Raw genomic sequence first — 16,235 nt, 5'->3', positions numbered from 1 at the left:
CACCATGGATACCCAAGCCTTTCAACAGCTACTGTCCCTCTTCCCATTACTCACTTTGCGTCAGCGTCGTCTCGCGCAACAGGAACTCACCACCCCTCACCCCATCACCTCGTTGGCCACTCAACTTCCCGCATGCCAATGCTGCCCTCACTGCCAGGCTGAGGCCACACTGCTGGCTCCCTGGGGCTGGTCTCGAGGGCTGCGCCGTTATCGCTGCAAGCAGTGCTTGCGCACCAGTTCCGTTCTCACTAACACGCCTCTCGCCCGACTTCGCAAGCCACAATGCTGGGAAGACTATGCACAGGCCCTCATCGACGGTCTGACCGTCCGGCAGGCGGCGCTCCACTGCGGGGTCGGTAAAAACACCGCCTTTTTGTGGCGTCACCGCTTCCTGAAGGCCATGGCTAGCCACCAGGCGGTACGGGAAGAGGGTATCATCGAGGTCGATGAGACCTTCTTCCTGGAGTCATTCAAAGGACAGCGCGGATTGCCCCGCCCGGCCCGCCATCGTGGAGGTAAAGGCCGTACCCGAGGCACAGGACCGGATTACATCCCGGTGATGGTGGTGCAAGACCGAGCAGGCCACCTGGCCGATTTCCAGTTGGAGCAGCTGAATGCCAGGGCAGTGAAGGCGGTGCTTGAGCCGCTTATCGCCCCGGATGCCGTCCTGTGCAGCGATGGTGCCGGGGTGTATGCGAGTTTCAGCGAGGGACTGGGGATAACACACCAAGTGGTGCGCAATCGAGCGGGAGAGCGGGTGGTGGGTGCATATCACATCCAACATGTGAACGGGTACCACAGGCGATTGAAGGAGTGGATGGAGCGGTTCCATGGGGTCGCGACCCACTATCTGAGGAATTATCTGGGTTGGAGGAGGATGTTGGAGCGCTATGGGCGGGAAGTGAATATCTCACGTTGCTTGCATGAGGCGCTGGGGCGCCCCATGCAACACGTAATTGGGACATAGCCTTTGTTTTTGGCCAAAGGCCTGTTTTGTGACATAAAACAGCGAGATAGCTGTGTCATTGCCGGTTAAATCGGCTAACTGCTTGAATTTTGACTAAACGCGCGAATCGGCGTTATTTTTGGGTTGACAGCAAAGCGGTCGGTGCCTATCATGCGCCTCCGTTGCCGGAGATAACTTTGGTAGCGCCGAGGTGAGTTGGGGTTATAGCTCAGCTGGGAGAGCGCTTGCATGGCATGCAAGAGGTCCGCGGTTCGATCCCGCGTAGCTCCACCAAATTCTCCTCGAACAATCTGGAATCCAAGGGGTTATAGCTCAGCTGGGAGAGCGCTTGCATGGCATGCAAGAGGTCCGCGGTTCGATCCCGCGTAGCTCCACCAGGTTCCTGATTGAAATGAAGTGCCCAGGGCAGTGCGGTGTGTATCACCCAGGCCGACCTTTGTGGGGTTATAGCTCAGCTGGGAGAGCGCTTGCATGGCATGCAAGAGGTCCGCGGTTCGATCCCGCGTAGCTCCACCATTATTGAGGATGAATGGCCGCCAGAACCATTCATTCAGTACCGAATTTGGGGTTATAGCTCAGCTGGGAGAGCGCTTGCATGGCATGCAAGAGGTCCGCGGTTCGATCCCGCGTAGCTCCACCAAATTCAGAGTGACTCAACATCACTCACACACATCGGGGTTATAGCTCAGCTGGGAGAGCGCTTGCATGGCATGCAAGAGGTCCGCGGTTCGATCCCGCGTAGCTCCACCATCTTTCGTAACGAAAGTAGAAAAGGCCACCGCACTGCGGTGGCCTTTTTGTTTTGTGCTCCGTTCACCGGTCGTGCCGGCTGGCCAATAAAAAGCCCGCATCGCTGCGGGCTTTTGGTTTGATGGCGGGTCATCAGCCGTGGCGACGACGCCAGGCCAGCGGCAGCAGCGCCAGCAGCAGGGCTCCTATGGCACCACCACCGCCGTTGCTCTCCTCTTTCAGCTTGAGGTCGACGATGATGGGATCGTGGTCGGAGGCGCTGAACGGGTTGTCCGACTTGATCATGTCGCCGGTGAAGTCCCGGCCGTACTCGAACAGGTTGCTCTCGAACGAGTTGATGTGCCAGTCGGCCACGGCGATCACCTTGCCGGCCAGCGCCGGGTTGGCGAGGGCATAATCCAGGGTGCCGAGTTCGGCCTCGTAGCTGTAGGAGATGGCCTTCTCCTTGTTGAACTTGACGTTCATGTCCACCAGGCCGTAGCTCTTGGCCACTTCGCTGCCGGTCTGCTCAAAGACCTGGTCGCCGAGGAAGGTCTGGGAGGCGGAGACTATCTTGCGCTGGCCGTCGGTCGGCACATAGTCGGTCAGCACCCGGATCGCATCTTCCCGGGCGTAGGAGTTGAAGTCGCCCACCAGCAGCACCTGACCGGGCAGCTTGCTCACCGCCTCGCCCAGCACCTTGGCGGCACTGACCCGGAACTCGGTGCACTTGCCCTGCAGATCGGCCGGCTCCTTGCCGTCCAGGTTCTCGAGGCAGCCTGAGCCCTTGGACTTCAGATGGTTGACCACCAGGGTCAGCGGATCCTTGCTGCCCTCGACGGTGAAGGTCTGCACCAGGGAGTCACGCTGGGAGGCCTGTTTCTCGACCCCTTTGGCATCCAGGTATTTCTGCACCGGCAGGGTGATGACGTTGGCGTCCCCTTGCGGTGCCAGCTTGGCCGGCCGGTAGATCATGGCCACCATGATGGCGTCGCCACCGAAGTAGTGCTCGCCCTGCAGCAGCGCCTTGGGCAGGGTGACGAAGGCGTACTGCTTGCCCGCCTCTTTCTGCTGGGCGTTGAGAGCCTGTACCAGGTCGCTGATGGCGGAGTGGCTGTCAAAGCCGTTGTTCTCCATCTCCATCAGGCCGAGCAGGTCGGCATCCATCTCGGTGATGGCGTTGACGATCTTGGCGCGCTGCTTCTGGAAATCTTCCAGGTTCTTGGCGCCGCGGTTGCAGCCCTTGGCGCTGTCCGCATCCGCCTGATCCTTGCACAGCACGTTGAGGGCACCGCCCACGCTGGAGTGGCTGGTGAAGTAGTTGAGCACGTTGAAGCTGCCGACGCGCAGATCGGTGCCGTCGGCACGGGCCGGGGCGCTCTGGCGGTCGTTGTCGCTGGTGCGCAGCAGATCGCCAGCGGTGATCACCTGATCCTGCGGCACGATCAGCCGGTACTCGTTGTAGCTGTAGCCCACCATGGCGTCCAGATTGACCGGGGCATCGCCGATGCGCAGGTAACCCTGCTCCGGCTCCCAGGCCGGCAGCCAGGGCAGTTTGCCGTCGGCGGCCTTGAAGTCCGATTCGAGGAACACCCGGTTGCCGGCGTTGGCCTTGGCCAGCGCCTTGGCTGCCTTGCTGTCGGCATCGTGCAGCTGGGTCGGTTTCATCAGCGGTGCCTGGTGGGAGAGCACCAGGTTGTTGCGCCGGGCGGCGTAGTCATAGCTGAAGTTGCGGCTGATTTTGAGCGCGCTGTCGGCATCGAGCCGTACCCGCATCCCTTCGTGGCGCTCCAGCGCCCGGGCCAGGGTTTCGTTTTCCAGCACCCGCAGCGGGATGGCGGCCGGGACGGAGCCCTGAGCGACGACCTGCAGGCGCGGAGTGCCGCTGTCAAACACCGGCTTGAGCTGGGTGTGGTTGTAATACTCCTCGACCTTGGCCTCCAGGCAGACTTCGGCACCCGGCTTGATGTCCGGGTACTTGCTGGCGAAGTTCTTGTCGTTCAGGAAGACGAAGATGCCGTCCGAGGTCTGGGGGTTGCCGTCGCCCTGCACATCCAGCAGGTAGAACCCCTTGTTGAGGCTCTCGCCAAGGCCAGAGACTACCGCCTTGACCATGACGCTCTGGGGGCTTTCGAACTTGTCGGCGGGAATGAGCGGGCTCTTGTCGCCGCTGCCCTGAATGACCGGGATCGGGGTGAGGGCACTGTCGGCCGGGCAGCTGAAGCCGGCGGCATAGACGGACGGGGAGGCGAGCGCAAGCCCCACGGCCAGCGACAGTAGGGTACGTGTTCCTTTCATAACTGTTCCTTTTTTATTTTTTGCCAGTGTTTCCATAGCCTTGGCGCATTGGCCAAGGGCGCGCATTGTCACATTTCTGGCATGTCATACCAGTGAGCCAACGCACATTACGGGGATACAAATGAGGGCAATGCCGGTTTTTTTGACTTGGCTAACAGTATGAAATTAATGACAAAACAGTTATTTCGTCACATCAGTGAAAATGTGATCTGGCTGGCATCCACATATTTTTCCTCGAGAATGAAGATTGAGACTCGGCTGGTTGATTCCTATACTCGGCTTGTTCCTCACGGAACCCAGGTAAAGGGCAAACCGGTCGAGATGCCGGGACGCAATGCCTCCGGTCTTCAGATCGTGCGATCCAGATAGCGGGGCTTCCCAGGGTGAGGGTGACGTTTGTGGCAGGTCCATTGCCAGTTGTCTGCGCCCATCACGCAGGTTGCGCTTGTTCTTTGCCTTGGTGACCAATGCCAAGACAAAACAAGGAAGATAACAATATGCAACAGATCCTAAGGCCCAGCAGGCTTGCCATGCTGGTGGCTTTGGCTGCCATGCCCGCCTGAGCACAGGCCGCCTATCCCGCCTATCAGGCCGGTACCGCCTACAAGGCCGGCGACATCGTCAGCAACGTCGGCAATCTCTATGAGTGCAAAGAATTTCCCTACTCCGGCTGGTGCGGGGCCTCGCCCTATCACTACGCCCCCGGGGTGGGTGTGGTCTGGGCCGATGCCTGGAAACTCTATGGCGGGGACGTGCCGCCTCCGGCGCTCGGCGTAGCCGTCAGCTCGCCGGCTGCCGGCGCAAGTTTCAACGAGGGGGCCAGCGTTGCACTGGCGGTGACCCTGAGCGGCCCGGTGACGGCGCTGGTTCGGGTGGAATACCTCATCGACGGCAAGCTGGTGGCCACGGCGAGCGCCTCGCCCTGGAACGGCAGCTGGAGTGCCGCCGGTGTCGGCGCCCACGCCCTCAAGGCTCGGGCACTGGATAAAGATGGCAAGGTGCTGAGCGAAGCGGATTCCAGCTTCAAGGTCGCCGCCGTGGTGGCGCCAGAGGCGCCCAAGGTGAGCATCGCGAGCCCGGCCGCTGGCGCCAAGGTGACCCTGGGTCGCAGCGTGGCAGTGAGCGGCAACGTCACCGATGCCAACAACGACGTCGCCAAGGTCGAGCTGTTCGTCGATGGCAAGAAAGTGGGTGAAGACACCAGTGCCCCCTGGCAGGTGAACTGGACGCCCCAGAGCAAGGGGCTGGCCGGCCTCAAGCTGGTGGCGACCGACAAGGAGAACCTGAGCGGCGAGTCGAGCCAGGTCGACGTGCAGGTGGAAGAGGCCGCCTTGCCGCCCACCGGTGGCAATCTCTCCTGCGACATTCGTCAGATCTACCGTCCGGATGGCTACGAGTGCATGGGGGATGACCACGCCCGCCGGGTCATCGGTTACTTCACCTCCTGGCGTACCGGCAAGAACGGCTTGCCCTCCTACCTGGTGAGCGACATCCCCTGGGACAAGATCACCCACATCAACTACGCCTTCGCGGCGGTGGACGAGCAGAGCCACACCATCAAGGTGGATGACTCGGCGACCAAGATGACCTGGGACGGCGTGCCGGGTGCCGAGATGGATCCGGAGTTCGCCTACCAGGGCCACTTCAACCTGCTGTCCAAGTACAAGAAGCAGTATCCGGACGTGAAGACCCTGATCTCGGTGGGGGGCTGGGCCGATACCCGCGGCTTCTATACCGCCACCACCAAGGGTGACTGCTCGGTCAACACCGACGGCATCAACGCCTTTGCCAACTCGGCGGTGAGCTTCATCCGTCAGTACGGCTTTGACGGGGTCGACGTCGACTACGAGTATCCCACCTCCATGAAGGATGCGGGCAACCCCAACGACTTCCCGCTCTCCAACCAGTGCCGCGGCAAGCTGTTTGCCAACTACAAGGTGCTGATGCAGACCCTGCGCAGCAAGCTCGACAGCGCCGGCAGCGAGGATGGTCGCAAGTACATGCTGACCATCGCCTCGCCGGCCTCGGCCTATCTGCTGCGCGGCATGGAGAACTTCCAGGTCACCCAGTACCTCGACTACGTCAACCTGATGACCTACGACTTCCACGGCGCCTGGAACAACTTCGTCGGTCACAACGCCGCCCTGTTCGACAACAAGGCGGATGCCGAACTTGCCCACTGGGGCGTCTATACCCAGAGCCAGTTTGGCGGCATTGGCTACCTCAACGCGGCCTGGTCTGCCCACTACTTCCGTGGCGCCCTGGCGGCCGGCAAGATCAACGTGGGCGTGCCTTACTACACCCGCGGCTGGCAAGGGGTCAGCGGTGGCACCCACGGCCTGGGCGGCAAGGCAGTACTGCCGAGCCAGAGCGATTGTCAGCCGGGTACCGGCGGCAGCACCATTCCGTGCGGCAACGGGGCGGTCGGCATCGACAACATCTGGCACGATCTCGACAAGAACGGCAAGGAGATCGGCGGCGGTGCCGTGCCCATGTGGCACGCCAAGAACCTGGAGAACGCCGCCAGCCTGGGTATCACCACCATGCCGAGCTACGGTCAGGCCTGGGGTCTGGATCCCAACAACCCGGCTCACGTGATGCAGGGCAAGTACGTGCGTTACTACGATGACAAGGCGCAGGCGCCTTGGCTGTGGAACGAAGAGAAGAAGGTGTTCCTCTCCACCGAAGATGAAGAGTCCATGGGCCACAAGCTCGACTACATCATCAAGCGGGGCCTGGGCGGGGTCATGTTCTGGGAGATGGCGGGTGACTACGCCTTCGATCCGGCCAAGAACGAGTACGGCATGGGGGATACCCTGACCACGCTCGCCTACGACAAGTTTGCCAAGGCGACCAAGTACGACACCAGGCAGAACGATCTGGCGGCGCCAACCGCCCAGCTCGACATCGCGGTGAGCCTCTCCGGCTTCAAGGAGGGGGATTCCAACTACCCGATCAACCCGACCCTGAAGCTCACCAACAACTCGACCCAGACCATTCCGGGCGGTACCCGCATCGAGTTCCTGGTGCCCACCTCCACCTCCGACACCATCACCGACCAGAGTGGGATGGGGCTGAAAGTGGTGGAGAGCGGCGGCAACCAGAACTCCGACGGCATCGCGGGCGAGAAGGATTTCCACAAGGCGGCCTTCACGCTGCCGACCTGGAAGGCGTGGGCGCCGGGCAGCGACGTGGAAGTGGCGATGACCTACTATCTGCCGGCCGCCGGTGTGCCGAGCGGTATCCGCATCATCAGCGGCACCCAGACTGCGGGTCTCAAGGCCGAGTTCCCGACCCTGCCGGAGGCCGTGCTGGGCAGCAGTGGTGGCGGTGAGAACCCGGGCGGTAGCACCTGCAGCAGCCAGAACGTCAATCCGGCCGCCTACAAGGCCTATCCGACCTGGCCGCAGGGGGATCACGCCAACGGTGGTGATCGTATGACCAACAACAAGGCGGTCTGGCAGGCCAACTGGTGGACCAGCAGCGAGCCTAAGGCGGGCGACGGCAGCTGGAAACTGGTATGCAGCTACTGAGTTGTCCAAGCTGCCGCACCAGCAGCGAGCTCAGAGCGGGCGATAGCAGCTGGAAACTGGTGTGTAGCTACTGATGACCGTTTGAGAGGCAGGCCGGCACTCTGCATGGCCTGTTCTCTCGCAAGGTAATGACCCAATCCGGAGCCCAGGCTCCGGATTTTTTTATGGCGGGGTAATAAAGGCAGGGGCATAAAAAAGACCGCTCCGGGGAGCGGCCAATTGCCACCAAGGCAATCTGCGGGGTAATCCCCTTGTTGTTGATCGGCAGGGCGGGAGCCCGTCCTGCCGGGTGTCATTGCGTGCCATGCCGGGAACAGATGCTCCGGGCTGGTACGCCAGGGTTGCTTATTGGGTGACGGCGCCGCCCTGCTGCTCTTTCAAGAAGCTGATCCAGGGGGAGGCGCGGCCGCTGACGTTGCCGTTCTGGGCAGCCTGGGTGAAGGCGGAGAGTGCCTCCTTCGGCTTTTGCTGCTCAAAATAGGCGACCCCGGTCAGGAACTTCAGATCCGCCCGCTGCTCGCCGCTGGCGTTGGCGGCGGGCTTGGCGGCGAAGGCCACCAGATCCTGGTAGCGCTTGCTCTGGATCATCATGCGCGCCATCTTCAACTGCAGATCGGCACTGGGGGCCAGCTTGTAGGACTTGGCCAGGGTGTCGATGGCCGGGTCCAGCTCCTTGGCCTGGTGCCAGTAGTTGGCCAGGGTCTTGTAGTTGGCTGCGTTGCTCTCGATGGTCCCTTCCTTCATCGCCTTCTCCATCACGCGGGCGGCGCGGTGGGGAATGCCGGCGAAGGCCAGGTAGTTGGTGAGGCGCTGCAGCTCGCTGGCTTCGGTCAGCATGCCGAGGTTGTAGGCGCCTTCCAGCGCCGCCAGGGCCTTGGCATCGTTGCCCGCCTGCATGTGCATGGCCGAGAGCTGGGTCCAGTACTTCTTCTTCTCCGGGTAGCGGTCGACCAGTGCGGTCAGCACCTCGGTGGCCGGCTTGTACTGCTTCAGCTCGTAGTGAGCTGCCATCTTCAGCAGGTACCAGGACTCCGGCGCCTTGCCCGCGGAGAGCTTGATCGCGTTGTCCACCGCCGGAATGGCTTCTCGATACTGCTTGAGCTGCACATGGGCGTTGGCCAGCGTGATGTAGGCGTGCGGGGTCGGTTTCTCGTCCTTGCCGAGGTTCGCGAACCACTGGTTCATGGTGCTGATGGAGGCCTTGAAGTTCCCCTCCGCCATGTAGAGCTGGGCCAGGTTGTAGCGCACCTGCTGGGCCACCGGCTGGGGCAGCCCGCCAGTGGCGATGGCATCGGCGAAGTACTTGGTCGCCTGACCGTACTTCTCTTGTTGCGCCGCCACGAAGCCCAGGGTCTGCAGAATGACCCCCTTGTCGTAAACCCGCTCGCCGGCGCCGGACAGCGCCTCCTGCAGCTTGGCATTGGCCTCGCCGTATTTCTTCTCGGTGATCAGTGCCTGCGCCTTGTTGACCGCACGATAGGCGCGATCAGAGAGGGCGGGCTGCTCGGCGGCCCAACCGGCGGTGCTGAGCAGCACCGCCATGGCGACCGGGGCGAGGATCAGGGTATGTAACTTTTTCATCGCCACCTTCCTTAGTTGACCGCAAACTCGATTTCTTGCTGCATGCGGGTGGCCTGCGGCTTGCCATCGACCATGGCCGGCTTGAACGTCCATTTGGCGATGGTCTTGCGGGCCTCCTTGCCGAGGTCGTAGCTGCGGGGATCCTCTTTGACGATCCGCACGTTGCTGACGGTGCCGCGCTCGGTGACGGTGAACTCCACCAGCACCTTGCCAGAGGCAAGGCCGGCCAGCGCCGCCTTGCGAGGCATCATGGGCTCGAAGGTCGCCAGCGGAATGGCGCCGTTGTTGCCACCCATGCCACCACCACCGCCGCCGGTGCTGTAGGCACCGAGGGCGTTGCCACCACCGATGTTGACCGGAATGTCGAGTTTGGGCATGTCCATCGGCGAGCTCTCCATCTGCGGCCGATCCGTGCTGGCCACTTCCATCTCGGGAGGGGGAGGGGGCCGGTTCGGGGGCGGCGGCTTGGGCAGCTCGCGTTGTCTCTCTTGCAGGGTCTCCTGAGGCTTGATGCGGATGAAGTCGGTCATGCTGACGTCCTCCTTCTCCACCAACTCCCGGTGATCCGGTGTGATGAGCTTGTTCATTCCCAGAAACAGGAAGAACACCACCACACAGGAGACCGCCAACGATATCAGGTATCTCATGGTGCTCGCTCCGGCATCAGCTGCTCTTGCTCGCCGCGATGGAGATGTTCTGGACACCGGCCATGCGGATCTGATCCATGACCTGGACCACCAGACCTGAACGGGATTCGGTATCGGCCTGGATCACCACGGCGCTCTCCGGGTTTTCGGCCCGCAGCCGCTCGATGTTGGCGCGCACGGCACCTACTTCGACGATGCGCTTGTCGACCCAGACCTGGCCGTTTTCACGGACCGCGACCATGATGTTCCCCTTCTTCACCGTCTCGGCCGTGCTGGCGCTCGGGCGGTTGATCTCCACACCGGACTCCTTGACGAACGAGGTGGTGACGATGAAGAAGATCAGCATGATGAACACTATGTCCAGCATGGGGGTCAAATCGATGGCCGCCTCATCAGCACTGCTGTCGCTGTGACGTTTTCTCATGGCAAAAACTCCTTGCTTGTTCTGTGCCCCCGCCAGAGTCGGGTCCGGCGGGGGAGTGCATCCTGCATCAACCGTGTTTCAGGTTGTCTTCCAGCTTCTCGACCGCCAGCTTGGCCTTGTGATCGAGCTGGTTGACAAAAAACAGGCCGGAAAGGGCGGCAATCATGCCTGCCATGGTCGGTACCGTCGCCTTGGAGATCCCCGAGGCCATCGCCCGCGGTGAGCCGGTGCCGGTGATGGCCAGGGTGTCGAACACCTGTACCATGCCGACCACGGTTCCGAGCAACCCCATCAGCGGGCAGAGGGCGATCAGCACTTTGATGACCGGCATCCCCTTGTCCACCGCCATGGCCACCCGGGAGACCAGCTCGCGCCGGATCTGCTTGGCGGACCAGGAGAGGTGATCGCTGCGGGCCAGCCAGGCGGCCTTGGTCTGCTTCACCTGCTTGGGGTAGACCGCCATGAAGTAGAACCAGCGCTCCAGCAGCAGGGCCCACATCATCAGGGTCAGGAAGAACAGGGCGACCAGTACGTCGCCCCCCAATCCCAGAAACCGGCGGACCGACTCGACTTCTTCAATCAACCAGAACCACATGGATGACTCCTTACGCTGCGGCTTTGGAGGCGTGCAGACGTTCCTGGTAGCGGGCGACAAAACCGGCGCTCTGCTCTTCCAGCACCTGGATCAGACGACGGCTCTGGGTCTGTACGATGGTGTAGAGGAACAGCATGGGCACGGCGACCACCAGACCCTGCATGGTGGTGACCAGGGCTTCGGAGATACCGCCTGCCATCAGCTTGGGATCGCCGGTACCGAACAGGGTGATGGCCTGGAAGGTGGCGATCATGCCGACCACGGTACCCAGCAGACCCAGCAGCGGCGCGACCGAGGCGATCAGCTTGATGATGCTGATGCCCTTCTCGAACTTGGGCACGTTGCGCAGGATGATCTCGTCGAGCTTGGACTCCAGATCCTCGATGTTGTCGCCACGATGGCTCTGGTAGGCCCCCAGCATCTCGCCGATGGGGTTGCCCTTGATAATCTGATCGGATTTCAGCTGCTTGCGCATGGATCCGCCGATGAGGGAGAGGCGAGCGCCGCAGAACAACGCCAGCAGGGTACCGAGCACACCGAGTACCATGATGACGTAACCCACTTCACCACCCTGATCGATCCGCTCCTTCAGGGTCGGCGACTGCACCAGCAGGGAGAGGATCACGCCGCGGGACGGGTCGACGAAGATCGGCTTGACGCCGCCGCCACCCTGTTCAAAGTAGGCGATGGGTTCCAGCACCCCCTTGTCGGGTTGGCGGGGCAGCTGTTCGAACTTGCCGGTCTCCGGCACGAAGGTCAGGTACTTGCCTTCGGAGACGGTGTTGAACTCGCCGATCTGGGTGACGGTCTTCTCGGCCTGGTTGCCCTCGCCATAGACCACGGTGGCCGGGATCTGGCTGACCTTGCCACCGTCGACCATGCGGCTGAGGGTGGTGGTCCAGAAGGCGGTCAGGTCATCGCTGGAGGGCAGCTCTTTGCTCTCGGCCAGGCGGGTCAGCAGGGCGGTCTGCTCCGGATGCTCGACCCGGCGGGCAGAGGCGTTGAAGATCCCCTTGAACTCGCCGGCGAACTGGCGCAGCACCCCGAACATCTCGCCCATGTTGCCGGCACGCTGGCGCAGGGTCTCTGTCAGCTCGGTCAGCTGCTTGTCGTTGGCATCGAAGGTGGCCTTGAGCCGCTCACCCTTGGCCGTTTCGGCGGCCAGTTCTGCCTTGGCCTTGACCAGCAGGGCGGCCTGCTCGTTCTTGTCGGCCAGGAAGCGGGCTTCCCGCTCCTTGTTGAGCTGGGATTCGGTGGTGCTGGCGGCTTTGACCTGATTGAGCAGGGCGTTCAGGTCCACCGGTTTCTCGGCGGCGGTCACCGGCAGGGTGAGCAGGGTCGCGCCCGCGATCAGCGAGGCGATGGCAAGTTTGATTCCTTTCATGATGCTTTCTCCGCAGTTTGAACCGGCAGCTTGATGAGGGCGGGGGGCGCCTGCTTCTTGGCGATGCGAAGGCCCTGTTCCACTGCACTGCGATACTCCTGGGGCAACTCTTCCCACTGACGGGTCTTCTTGTTCCACATGCCGGTCTCATTGCCGTCCGGGGACTGGTAGAGCAGGGCGATGCGGCCGACGCGCAGGAACTCGTAGGTCTTCTCGCCGCCATCCTTGGCCAGGCTGGCCTTGTAGGATTCGATGGTGCGGCTGAAGCCCTCCTCGATCTGGTAGGCCTCCAGGATCTTGCGGTACTTCTCGGAGATGGTGACGTCGGCCCGGTTCATCAGGTCGGTCAGGGCCGCGACGCGATCCTCCCGCTCGACCTTCTGGAACGGCAGATCCAGCGCCACGAACTGCTCGAGGGAGTCGATCATCTTGAGCATCAGCGGCACCACTTCGGTGCTGGTCTGATCGATCTGGGCGATCTGGCGCTGCATCGAGGCCAGTTCGCTGCTCTGGGAGTCGACCATCTTGCCCACCTGCTCGTTGTAGGTACGCAGGCTGTCGACCTGACGCAGGGCGGCCTTGTACTGGGCGAGGGCGGATTCGGCAGAGTCGGCGTAGCTGTCGATCTTCTGCTGGGACACTTTGGATGCATTGTCGGTGGCGGCTTGAGCGTCCACTGCCTGGCTGGCAGAGGCGGCACTCAGATTGAAGCTGGTCAGCAAGGCAGCAGAAACCAGGCTGCCGAGGAGCGCTTTCTTCATTGTAATTGTCCTTGTTTTCATAGGATTACCCTATCTCCGTAACTTCCTTGGACGTTGGGCAAAGCCGGCCCGACCGGGCCGGCTTGGGTTTATATCTCAACGGGAGTGGATTAAAACTTCTGGGTGTAGTCGAGGTAGTAGATACGACCATCGATGCTGTACACATCTTCGTCGTAGGTGAAACCATCGCTCTCAAGAGACGGACCTACGTTGAACATGTTCTTCACACCGACCTGGATCTTGCCGTCCCAGGGGGCATCCACACCGACGTTCAGGTTCCAGGTGGTCTGGGAGGCGATATGACCCACTTCCTCACCGGTATCGGCAATGTAGTCCTGGCTCTGGGAGTCGATGTAGCTGGCGCTCAGGTAGGTGTCCATGTTCCACCACTGCGGCACATTGACCCCGACACCGGAGTTGAAGCGCAGCTGCGGCTTGCCGTTCTGGCCAATCTTGTCTACAACCGGCCCACCGGCATAAAGACCTTCCTTGTATTCCAGGATGTAGGTACCACCGAAGTCATAACGAATGGTTGCCACGTTCAGGTCGTACTTGTAGTCAGCCTTGAAATCCAGGCCGCTGGTGTTCAGTTCACCCAAGTTGACCATGGGAGCGATAGCGCCCTTGATCTTGCCTTGGCTGTTACGAGTGATGTTGCTGGAGCTGCCGTTGTTCAGTTCGTCATAGATGATGGACTGCAGAGAGTTCAGCTGGATGACGTCGGTGATTTTGACCGTGTAGTAGTCCAGTGACAGGTTCAGGTCATCCAGCGGGCTGTAGGCCACGCCGAAGTTCCAGGTGTCTGCGGTCTCTTCCTTCAGCTTTTCGTTTGAAGTCCGCGTGGTATCGTACTGTTTGTTGGGGCAAGCAGCAGCCGAGATACCGTTTGCTTCGCAATAGACATAGTCCTTGGCCCAGTCGGCCGAGAAGGAGTCTGCAGAGTAGAGATCACTCAGACTGGGAGCCCGGAACGAACGAGACCAGGAAGTGCGCAGCATCAGGTTGTCCAGCGGCTGGTAGCGCAGACTGGTCTTGGGTGAGAAGGCACTGCCGAAGTCGCTGTATTTGTCGAAGCGACCGGCGACGTTGAGCTCAATCTGATCGGTGATGGGTACCAGGGACTCGATGTAGGCAGCAGTCACGTCACGAACACCACCAGAGGAGTTACCGGCGGAGCCTATGATGTTGCCAGCTTCCGATTGGGCATCGTATTTGTCGGCATAGACCCAGTCGTTGTATTCGGCACCTGCGTACCAGCTGACCGGCCCTGCCGGCAGTTCTCCCATGTCCCACTGGACACCGGCATACCACTGGTAGAAGTCCATGGTGGAACGGCGGCTGGTGTCGGCGGCCATGGAGGCCGTGGTGGAGGAATCAAATTCACCACCGACAAACTTGCCATCCTCAATAGCCTTTTGGGCGGCAGACTTCAGCACATAGCCAGTGCCGTTTTCCTTGTTGTCTGTCTTGGAGTACATGTAGCCGGCATTCCACTGCATGTCACCAACGCTTTCAGTTGTGATGGTGCCCTCAAAGCCGAGGTTCATACTGCCAGTAGTGTCTGTGACCAAGTTGTCACGGGTACCGACGTTGTTGAAACGGTAGTAGGCGTAAGCAGCTTCGCCCAGTCCTTGGGTTGCCGCGGCATCCAGGCCGTTGTCGGTGAAAAATTGCGCATTTTTCGGGTTGGCAGGATCTATGGCAAAGGCGCCTGCAGCAGGTGCAAAGCGGCTAAAGCTCTCGACCCGGGAACCAATGATCTGGGGTACGAAATCGACGTTGTCATTGATGTGATAGCGGCCATTTACATAGAGGGTGTCACGGCTGCGGGAGGCAGTCTTGGCAGCAACCTGGCCGTAGTTGAAGTTACAGCCACCATCAGCGTTTACAAAGGGGTCTTTACAGGTGCCATCAGGATTGGTGGAACCTGCCAGCGGGCCATATGTCCAGATAGGATCGCCATTGCCGTCCAGGCCTGTGATGCCTTCCACGTTGCGACCGTAAACGCTGGGTGATTCGTTACCTTGTTTGGCGAGGTAGTCACGGTCACGGCTGTAGATGATGTCCTTCTTGTCGTGCTCATAGACAGTCATCAGGGAGCCTTTTTCACCGGTAATACCGGCTACGATGGAACCGCTCTTTTCGTCACCGCCGTTTTCGCTTGGGCTACCAATTCGCCCTTGGAAGGTCAGACCTTCGTAACCCTCTTTCAGCACCACGTTGATGACGCCACCGATGGCGTCAGAACCATAGATGGCTGAGCCGCCATCCAGGTTCACTTCCACCCGCTCAACAGCCGCCATGGGGATGGTGTTGAGGTTGATGGAGGTACCACCCATGGTAGGAGAACCGGCGACGCGCTTGCCGTTGAGCAACACCAGAGTGCGCTCTGAGCCGAGACCGCGCAGACCAACAGTAGACTGGGACTGGAAGGAGCTGCCGGAGGAGGGGGATACGCCGCCGAAGGAGTTGTAGGAGGCCTGTTTCAGGTAATCTGCCACGGTCTGCTGACCGGATTGTTCGATCTTGGCTTTGGTGACAGAGACAACCGGGGTGGCACCTTCCACGTCGACGCGCGAGATACGGGAGCCGGTGACCTTGATCTTCTGGAGTTTTTCGACGTTTTGACCCTCTTCGGCCAAAACAGGGGTGGCTACTACTGCCGCGCTCGCCAAGGCAAACGCTACGGCAGCAGAGAGTCTGCTTTTCCTAAGCATCGCTTATATCCTTCCTGGTTGTTTTTTTGTTTGCTTCCATACCGCCCTCGTTGGAGCGATGCGTAAGGCTTATCAAGCTTTGACGGTTGACGTCAATTGAGGCGGTGTGGATGGGGAGGGGGGGCGCAATAAGCTGACTATGTTTTAATACTTCCGGTTTCGCAGCGGTTTATTCTGACTTGATGATATTTTACGATGTGAAATCGATGTTAAAATGAGTGGTTTCCATTTTATTGATTAATTTTGAACTTATCGATAAGGGGGATGTCCCGCTAGTTTTTATATTGCTAACCAAGACTTTTTTAGCATTATTTTCTGTTTTGGTAGCGTGTTCGGCTGAGGTTCAGATTGCATTGTCGAGCCGGATTTCAGCTTGCCCATTATAGAGATGGGTGATTTAATTCTGATTTATCATATCCTGTTGTTTTATATGTAAAAGATGTTTTAGTGAGGCTGTTTTTGTAGGTTTGATTGAAAATTTAAACGTTATTTAAATTGTTCATCTCGCAGTTTTTTATCTTGAAGTTGGCTTTTTCATAAAAAACTCACAGTAAATTCCACAGTTTGCCAAAGGGGCATGTCATGCCCTTCGTTCTACT

At 60.2% G+C, this 16,235-nt stretch carries 9 protein-coding genes, 5 tRNA genes, 1 pseudogene and 1 riboswitch; of the genes and pseudogenes, 7 read left to right on the top strand and 8 right to left on the bottom strand.

Annotated elements, in window-relative coordinates; all coding sequences use genetic code 11:
• Positions 1 to 4 precede the first annotated feature (4 nt).
• The 6 genes from ACPW75_RS15795 (at position 5) to ACPW75_RS15770 (ending at position 1,717) form a co-directional block, all read left to right on the top strand.
• Positions 5 to 967: an IS1595 family transposase gene (locus ACPW75_RS15795; protein ID WP_077097479.1), complete on the top strand. Its 963-nt coding sequence runs from the start codon at positions 5 to 7 to the stop codon at positions 965 to 967.
• 197 nt (positions 968 to 1,164) lie between these two features.
• Positions 1,165 to 1,240: transfer RNA gene (locus tag ACPW75_RS15790), tRNA-Ala, on the top strand.
• 28 nt (positions 1,241 to 1,268) lie between these two features.
• A tRNA-Ala gene (locus ACPW75_RS15785) sits at positions 1,269 to 1,344 on the top strand.
• A gap of 63 nt (positions 1,345 to 1,407) precedes the next feature.
• Positions 1,408 to 1,483, top strand: a tRNA-Ala gene (locus tag ACPW75_RS15780).
• A 48-nt stretch (positions 1,484 to 1,531) separates the two neighbouring features.
• Positions 1,532 to 1,607 (top strand) — tRNA-Ala (locus tag ACPW75_RS15775).
• Between the two features lie 34 nt (positions 1,608 to 1,641).
• Positions 1,642 to 1,717, top strand: a tRNA-Ala gene (locus tag ACPW75_RS15770).
• Between the two features lie 132 nt (positions 1,718 to 1,849).
• On the opposite strand, the gene ACPW75_RS15765 is transcribed toward ACPW75_RS15770, so the two are convergent.
• The gene (locus ACPW75_RS15765) at positions 1,850 to 3,994 is read right to left on the bottom strand and encodes an ExeM/NucH family extracellular endonuclease (RefSeq protein WP_077098230.1); all 2,145 of its coding nucleotides are present in this window, start codon (positions 3,992 to 3,994) and stop codon (positions 1,850 to 1,852) included.
• Positions 3,995 to 4,290: 296 nt separating this feature from the next.
• Positions 4,291 to 4,376, top strand: a riboswitch (cyclic di-GMP riboswitch).
• A gap of 148 nt (positions 4,377 to 4,524) precedes the next feature.
• Here ACPW75_RS15765 and ACPW75_RS15760 point away from each other — a divergent pair.
• Positions 4,525 to 7,527 (top strand): annotated as a pseudogene (locus tag ACPW75_RS15760) (glycosyl hydrolase family 18 protein).
• 345 nt (positions 7,528 to 7,872) lie between these two features.
• On the opposite strand, the gene ACPW75_RS15755 reads toward ACPW75_RS15760, so the two are convergent.
• From ACPW75_RS15755 to ACPW75_RS15725, 7 genes are all read right to left on the bottom strand, one after another.
• The gene (locus ACPW75_RS15755; protein ID WP_077098227.1) at positions 7,873 to 9,108 is read right to left on the bottom strand and encodes a tetratricopeptide repeat protein; all 1,236 of its coding nucleotides are present in this window, start codon (positions 9,106 to 9,108) and stop codon (positions 7,873 to 7,875) included.
• A gap of 11 nt (positions 9,109 to 9,119) precedes the next feature.
• Positions 9,120 to 9,755: an energy transducer TonB gene (locus ACPW75_RS15750; protein WP_024943514.1), complete on the bottom strand. Its 636-nt coding sequence runs from the start codon at positions 9,753 to 9,755 to the stop codon at positions 9,120 to 9,122.
• Positions 9,756 to 9,771: 16 nt separating this feature from the next.
• Positions 9,772 to 10,179 carry an ExbD/TolR family protein gene (locus ACPW75_RS15745; RefSeq protein WP_010633018.1) on the bottom strand — a complete coding sequence of 136 codons (408 nt, stop codon included), beginning with the start codon at positions 10,177 to 10,179 and terminating at the stop codon, positions 9,772 to 9,774.
• 67 nt (positions 10,180 to 10,246) lie between these two features.
• Positions 10,247 to 10,774: a MotA/TolQ/ExbB proton channel family protein gene (locus tag ACPW75_RS15740; RefSeq protein WP_010633019.1), complete on the bottom strand. Its 528-nt coding sequence runs from the start codon at positions 10,772 to 10,774 to the stop codon at positions 10,247 to 10,249.
• Between the two features lie 10 nt (positions 10,775 to 10,784).
• A complete protein-coding gene (locus ACPW75_RS15735; protein WP_190283861.1) occupies positions 10,785 to 12,158 on the bottom strand; it encodes a MotA/TolQ/ExbB proton channel family protein in 1,374 nt (457 codons plus the stop codon).
• Complete coding sequence (locus ACPW75_RS15730) at positions 12,155 to 12,919, bottom strand: DUF3450 domain-containing protein (protein ID WP_011707199.1); 765 nt, start codon at positions 12,917 to 12,919, stop codon at positions 12,155 to 12,157. Before ACPW75_RS15730 ends, ACPW75_RS15735 begins: the two co-directional genes overlap by 4 nt.
• A 110-nt stretch (positions 12,920 to 13,029) precedes the next feature.
• A complete protein-coding gene (locus ACPW75_RS15725; protein ID WP_077095680.1) occupies positions 13,030 to 15,636 on the bottom strand; it encodes a TonB-dependent receptor plug domain-containing protein in 2,607 nt (868 codons plus the stop codon).
• Positions 15,637 to 16,235: the final 599 nt, after the last annotated feature.

Source organism: Aeromonas sp. FL131 (genome assembly GCF_049860615.1).
Classification (GTDB): domain Bacteria; phylum Pseudomonadota; class Gammaproteobacteria; order Enterobacterales; family Aeromonadaceae; genus Aeromonas; species Aeromonas hydrophila.
Note: the sequence above shows the minus strand (reverse complement) of the source record. Positions and strands in the feature narration are given on the sequence as shown.

Coding starts and splice junctions, on each gene's coding strand:
- ACPW75_RS15765 (WP_077098230.1), bottom strand. CDS start 3,994: ATGAAAGGAACACGTACCCTACTGTCGCTGGCCGTGGGGCTTGCGCTC.
- ACPW75_RS15735 (WP_190283861.1), bottom strand. CDS start 12,158: ATGAAAGGAATCAAACTTGCCATCGCCTCGCTGATCGCGGGCGCGACC.
- ACPW75_RS15730 (WP_011707199.1), bottom strand. CDS start 12,919: ATGAAGAAAGCGCTCCTCGGCAGCCTGGTTTCTGCTGCCTTGCTGACC.
- ACPW75_RS15740 (WP_010633019.1), bottom strand. CDS start 10,774: ATGTGGTTCTGGTTGATTGAAGAAGTCGAGTCGGTCCGCCGGTTTCTG.
- ACPW75_RS15750 (WP_024943514.1), bottom strand. CDS start 9,755: ATGAGATACCTGATATCGTTGGCGGTCTCCTGTGTGGTGGTGTTCTTC.
- ACPW75_RS15755 (WP_077098227.1), bottom strand. CDS start 9,108: ATGAAAAAGTTACATACCCTGATCCTCGCCCCGGTCGCCATGGCGGTG.
- ACPW75_RS15725 (WP_077095680.1), bottom strand. CDS start 15,636: ATGCTTAGGAAAAGCAGACTCTCTGCTGCCGTAGCGTTTGCCTTGGCG.
- ACPW75_RS15795 (WP_077097479.1), top strand. CDS start 5: ATGGATACCCAAGCCTTTCAACAGCTACTGTCCCTCTTCCCATTACTC.
- ACPW75_RS15745 (WP_010633018.1), bottom strand. CDS start 10,179: ATGAGAAAACGTCACAGCGACAGCAGTGCTGATGAGGCGGCCATCGAT.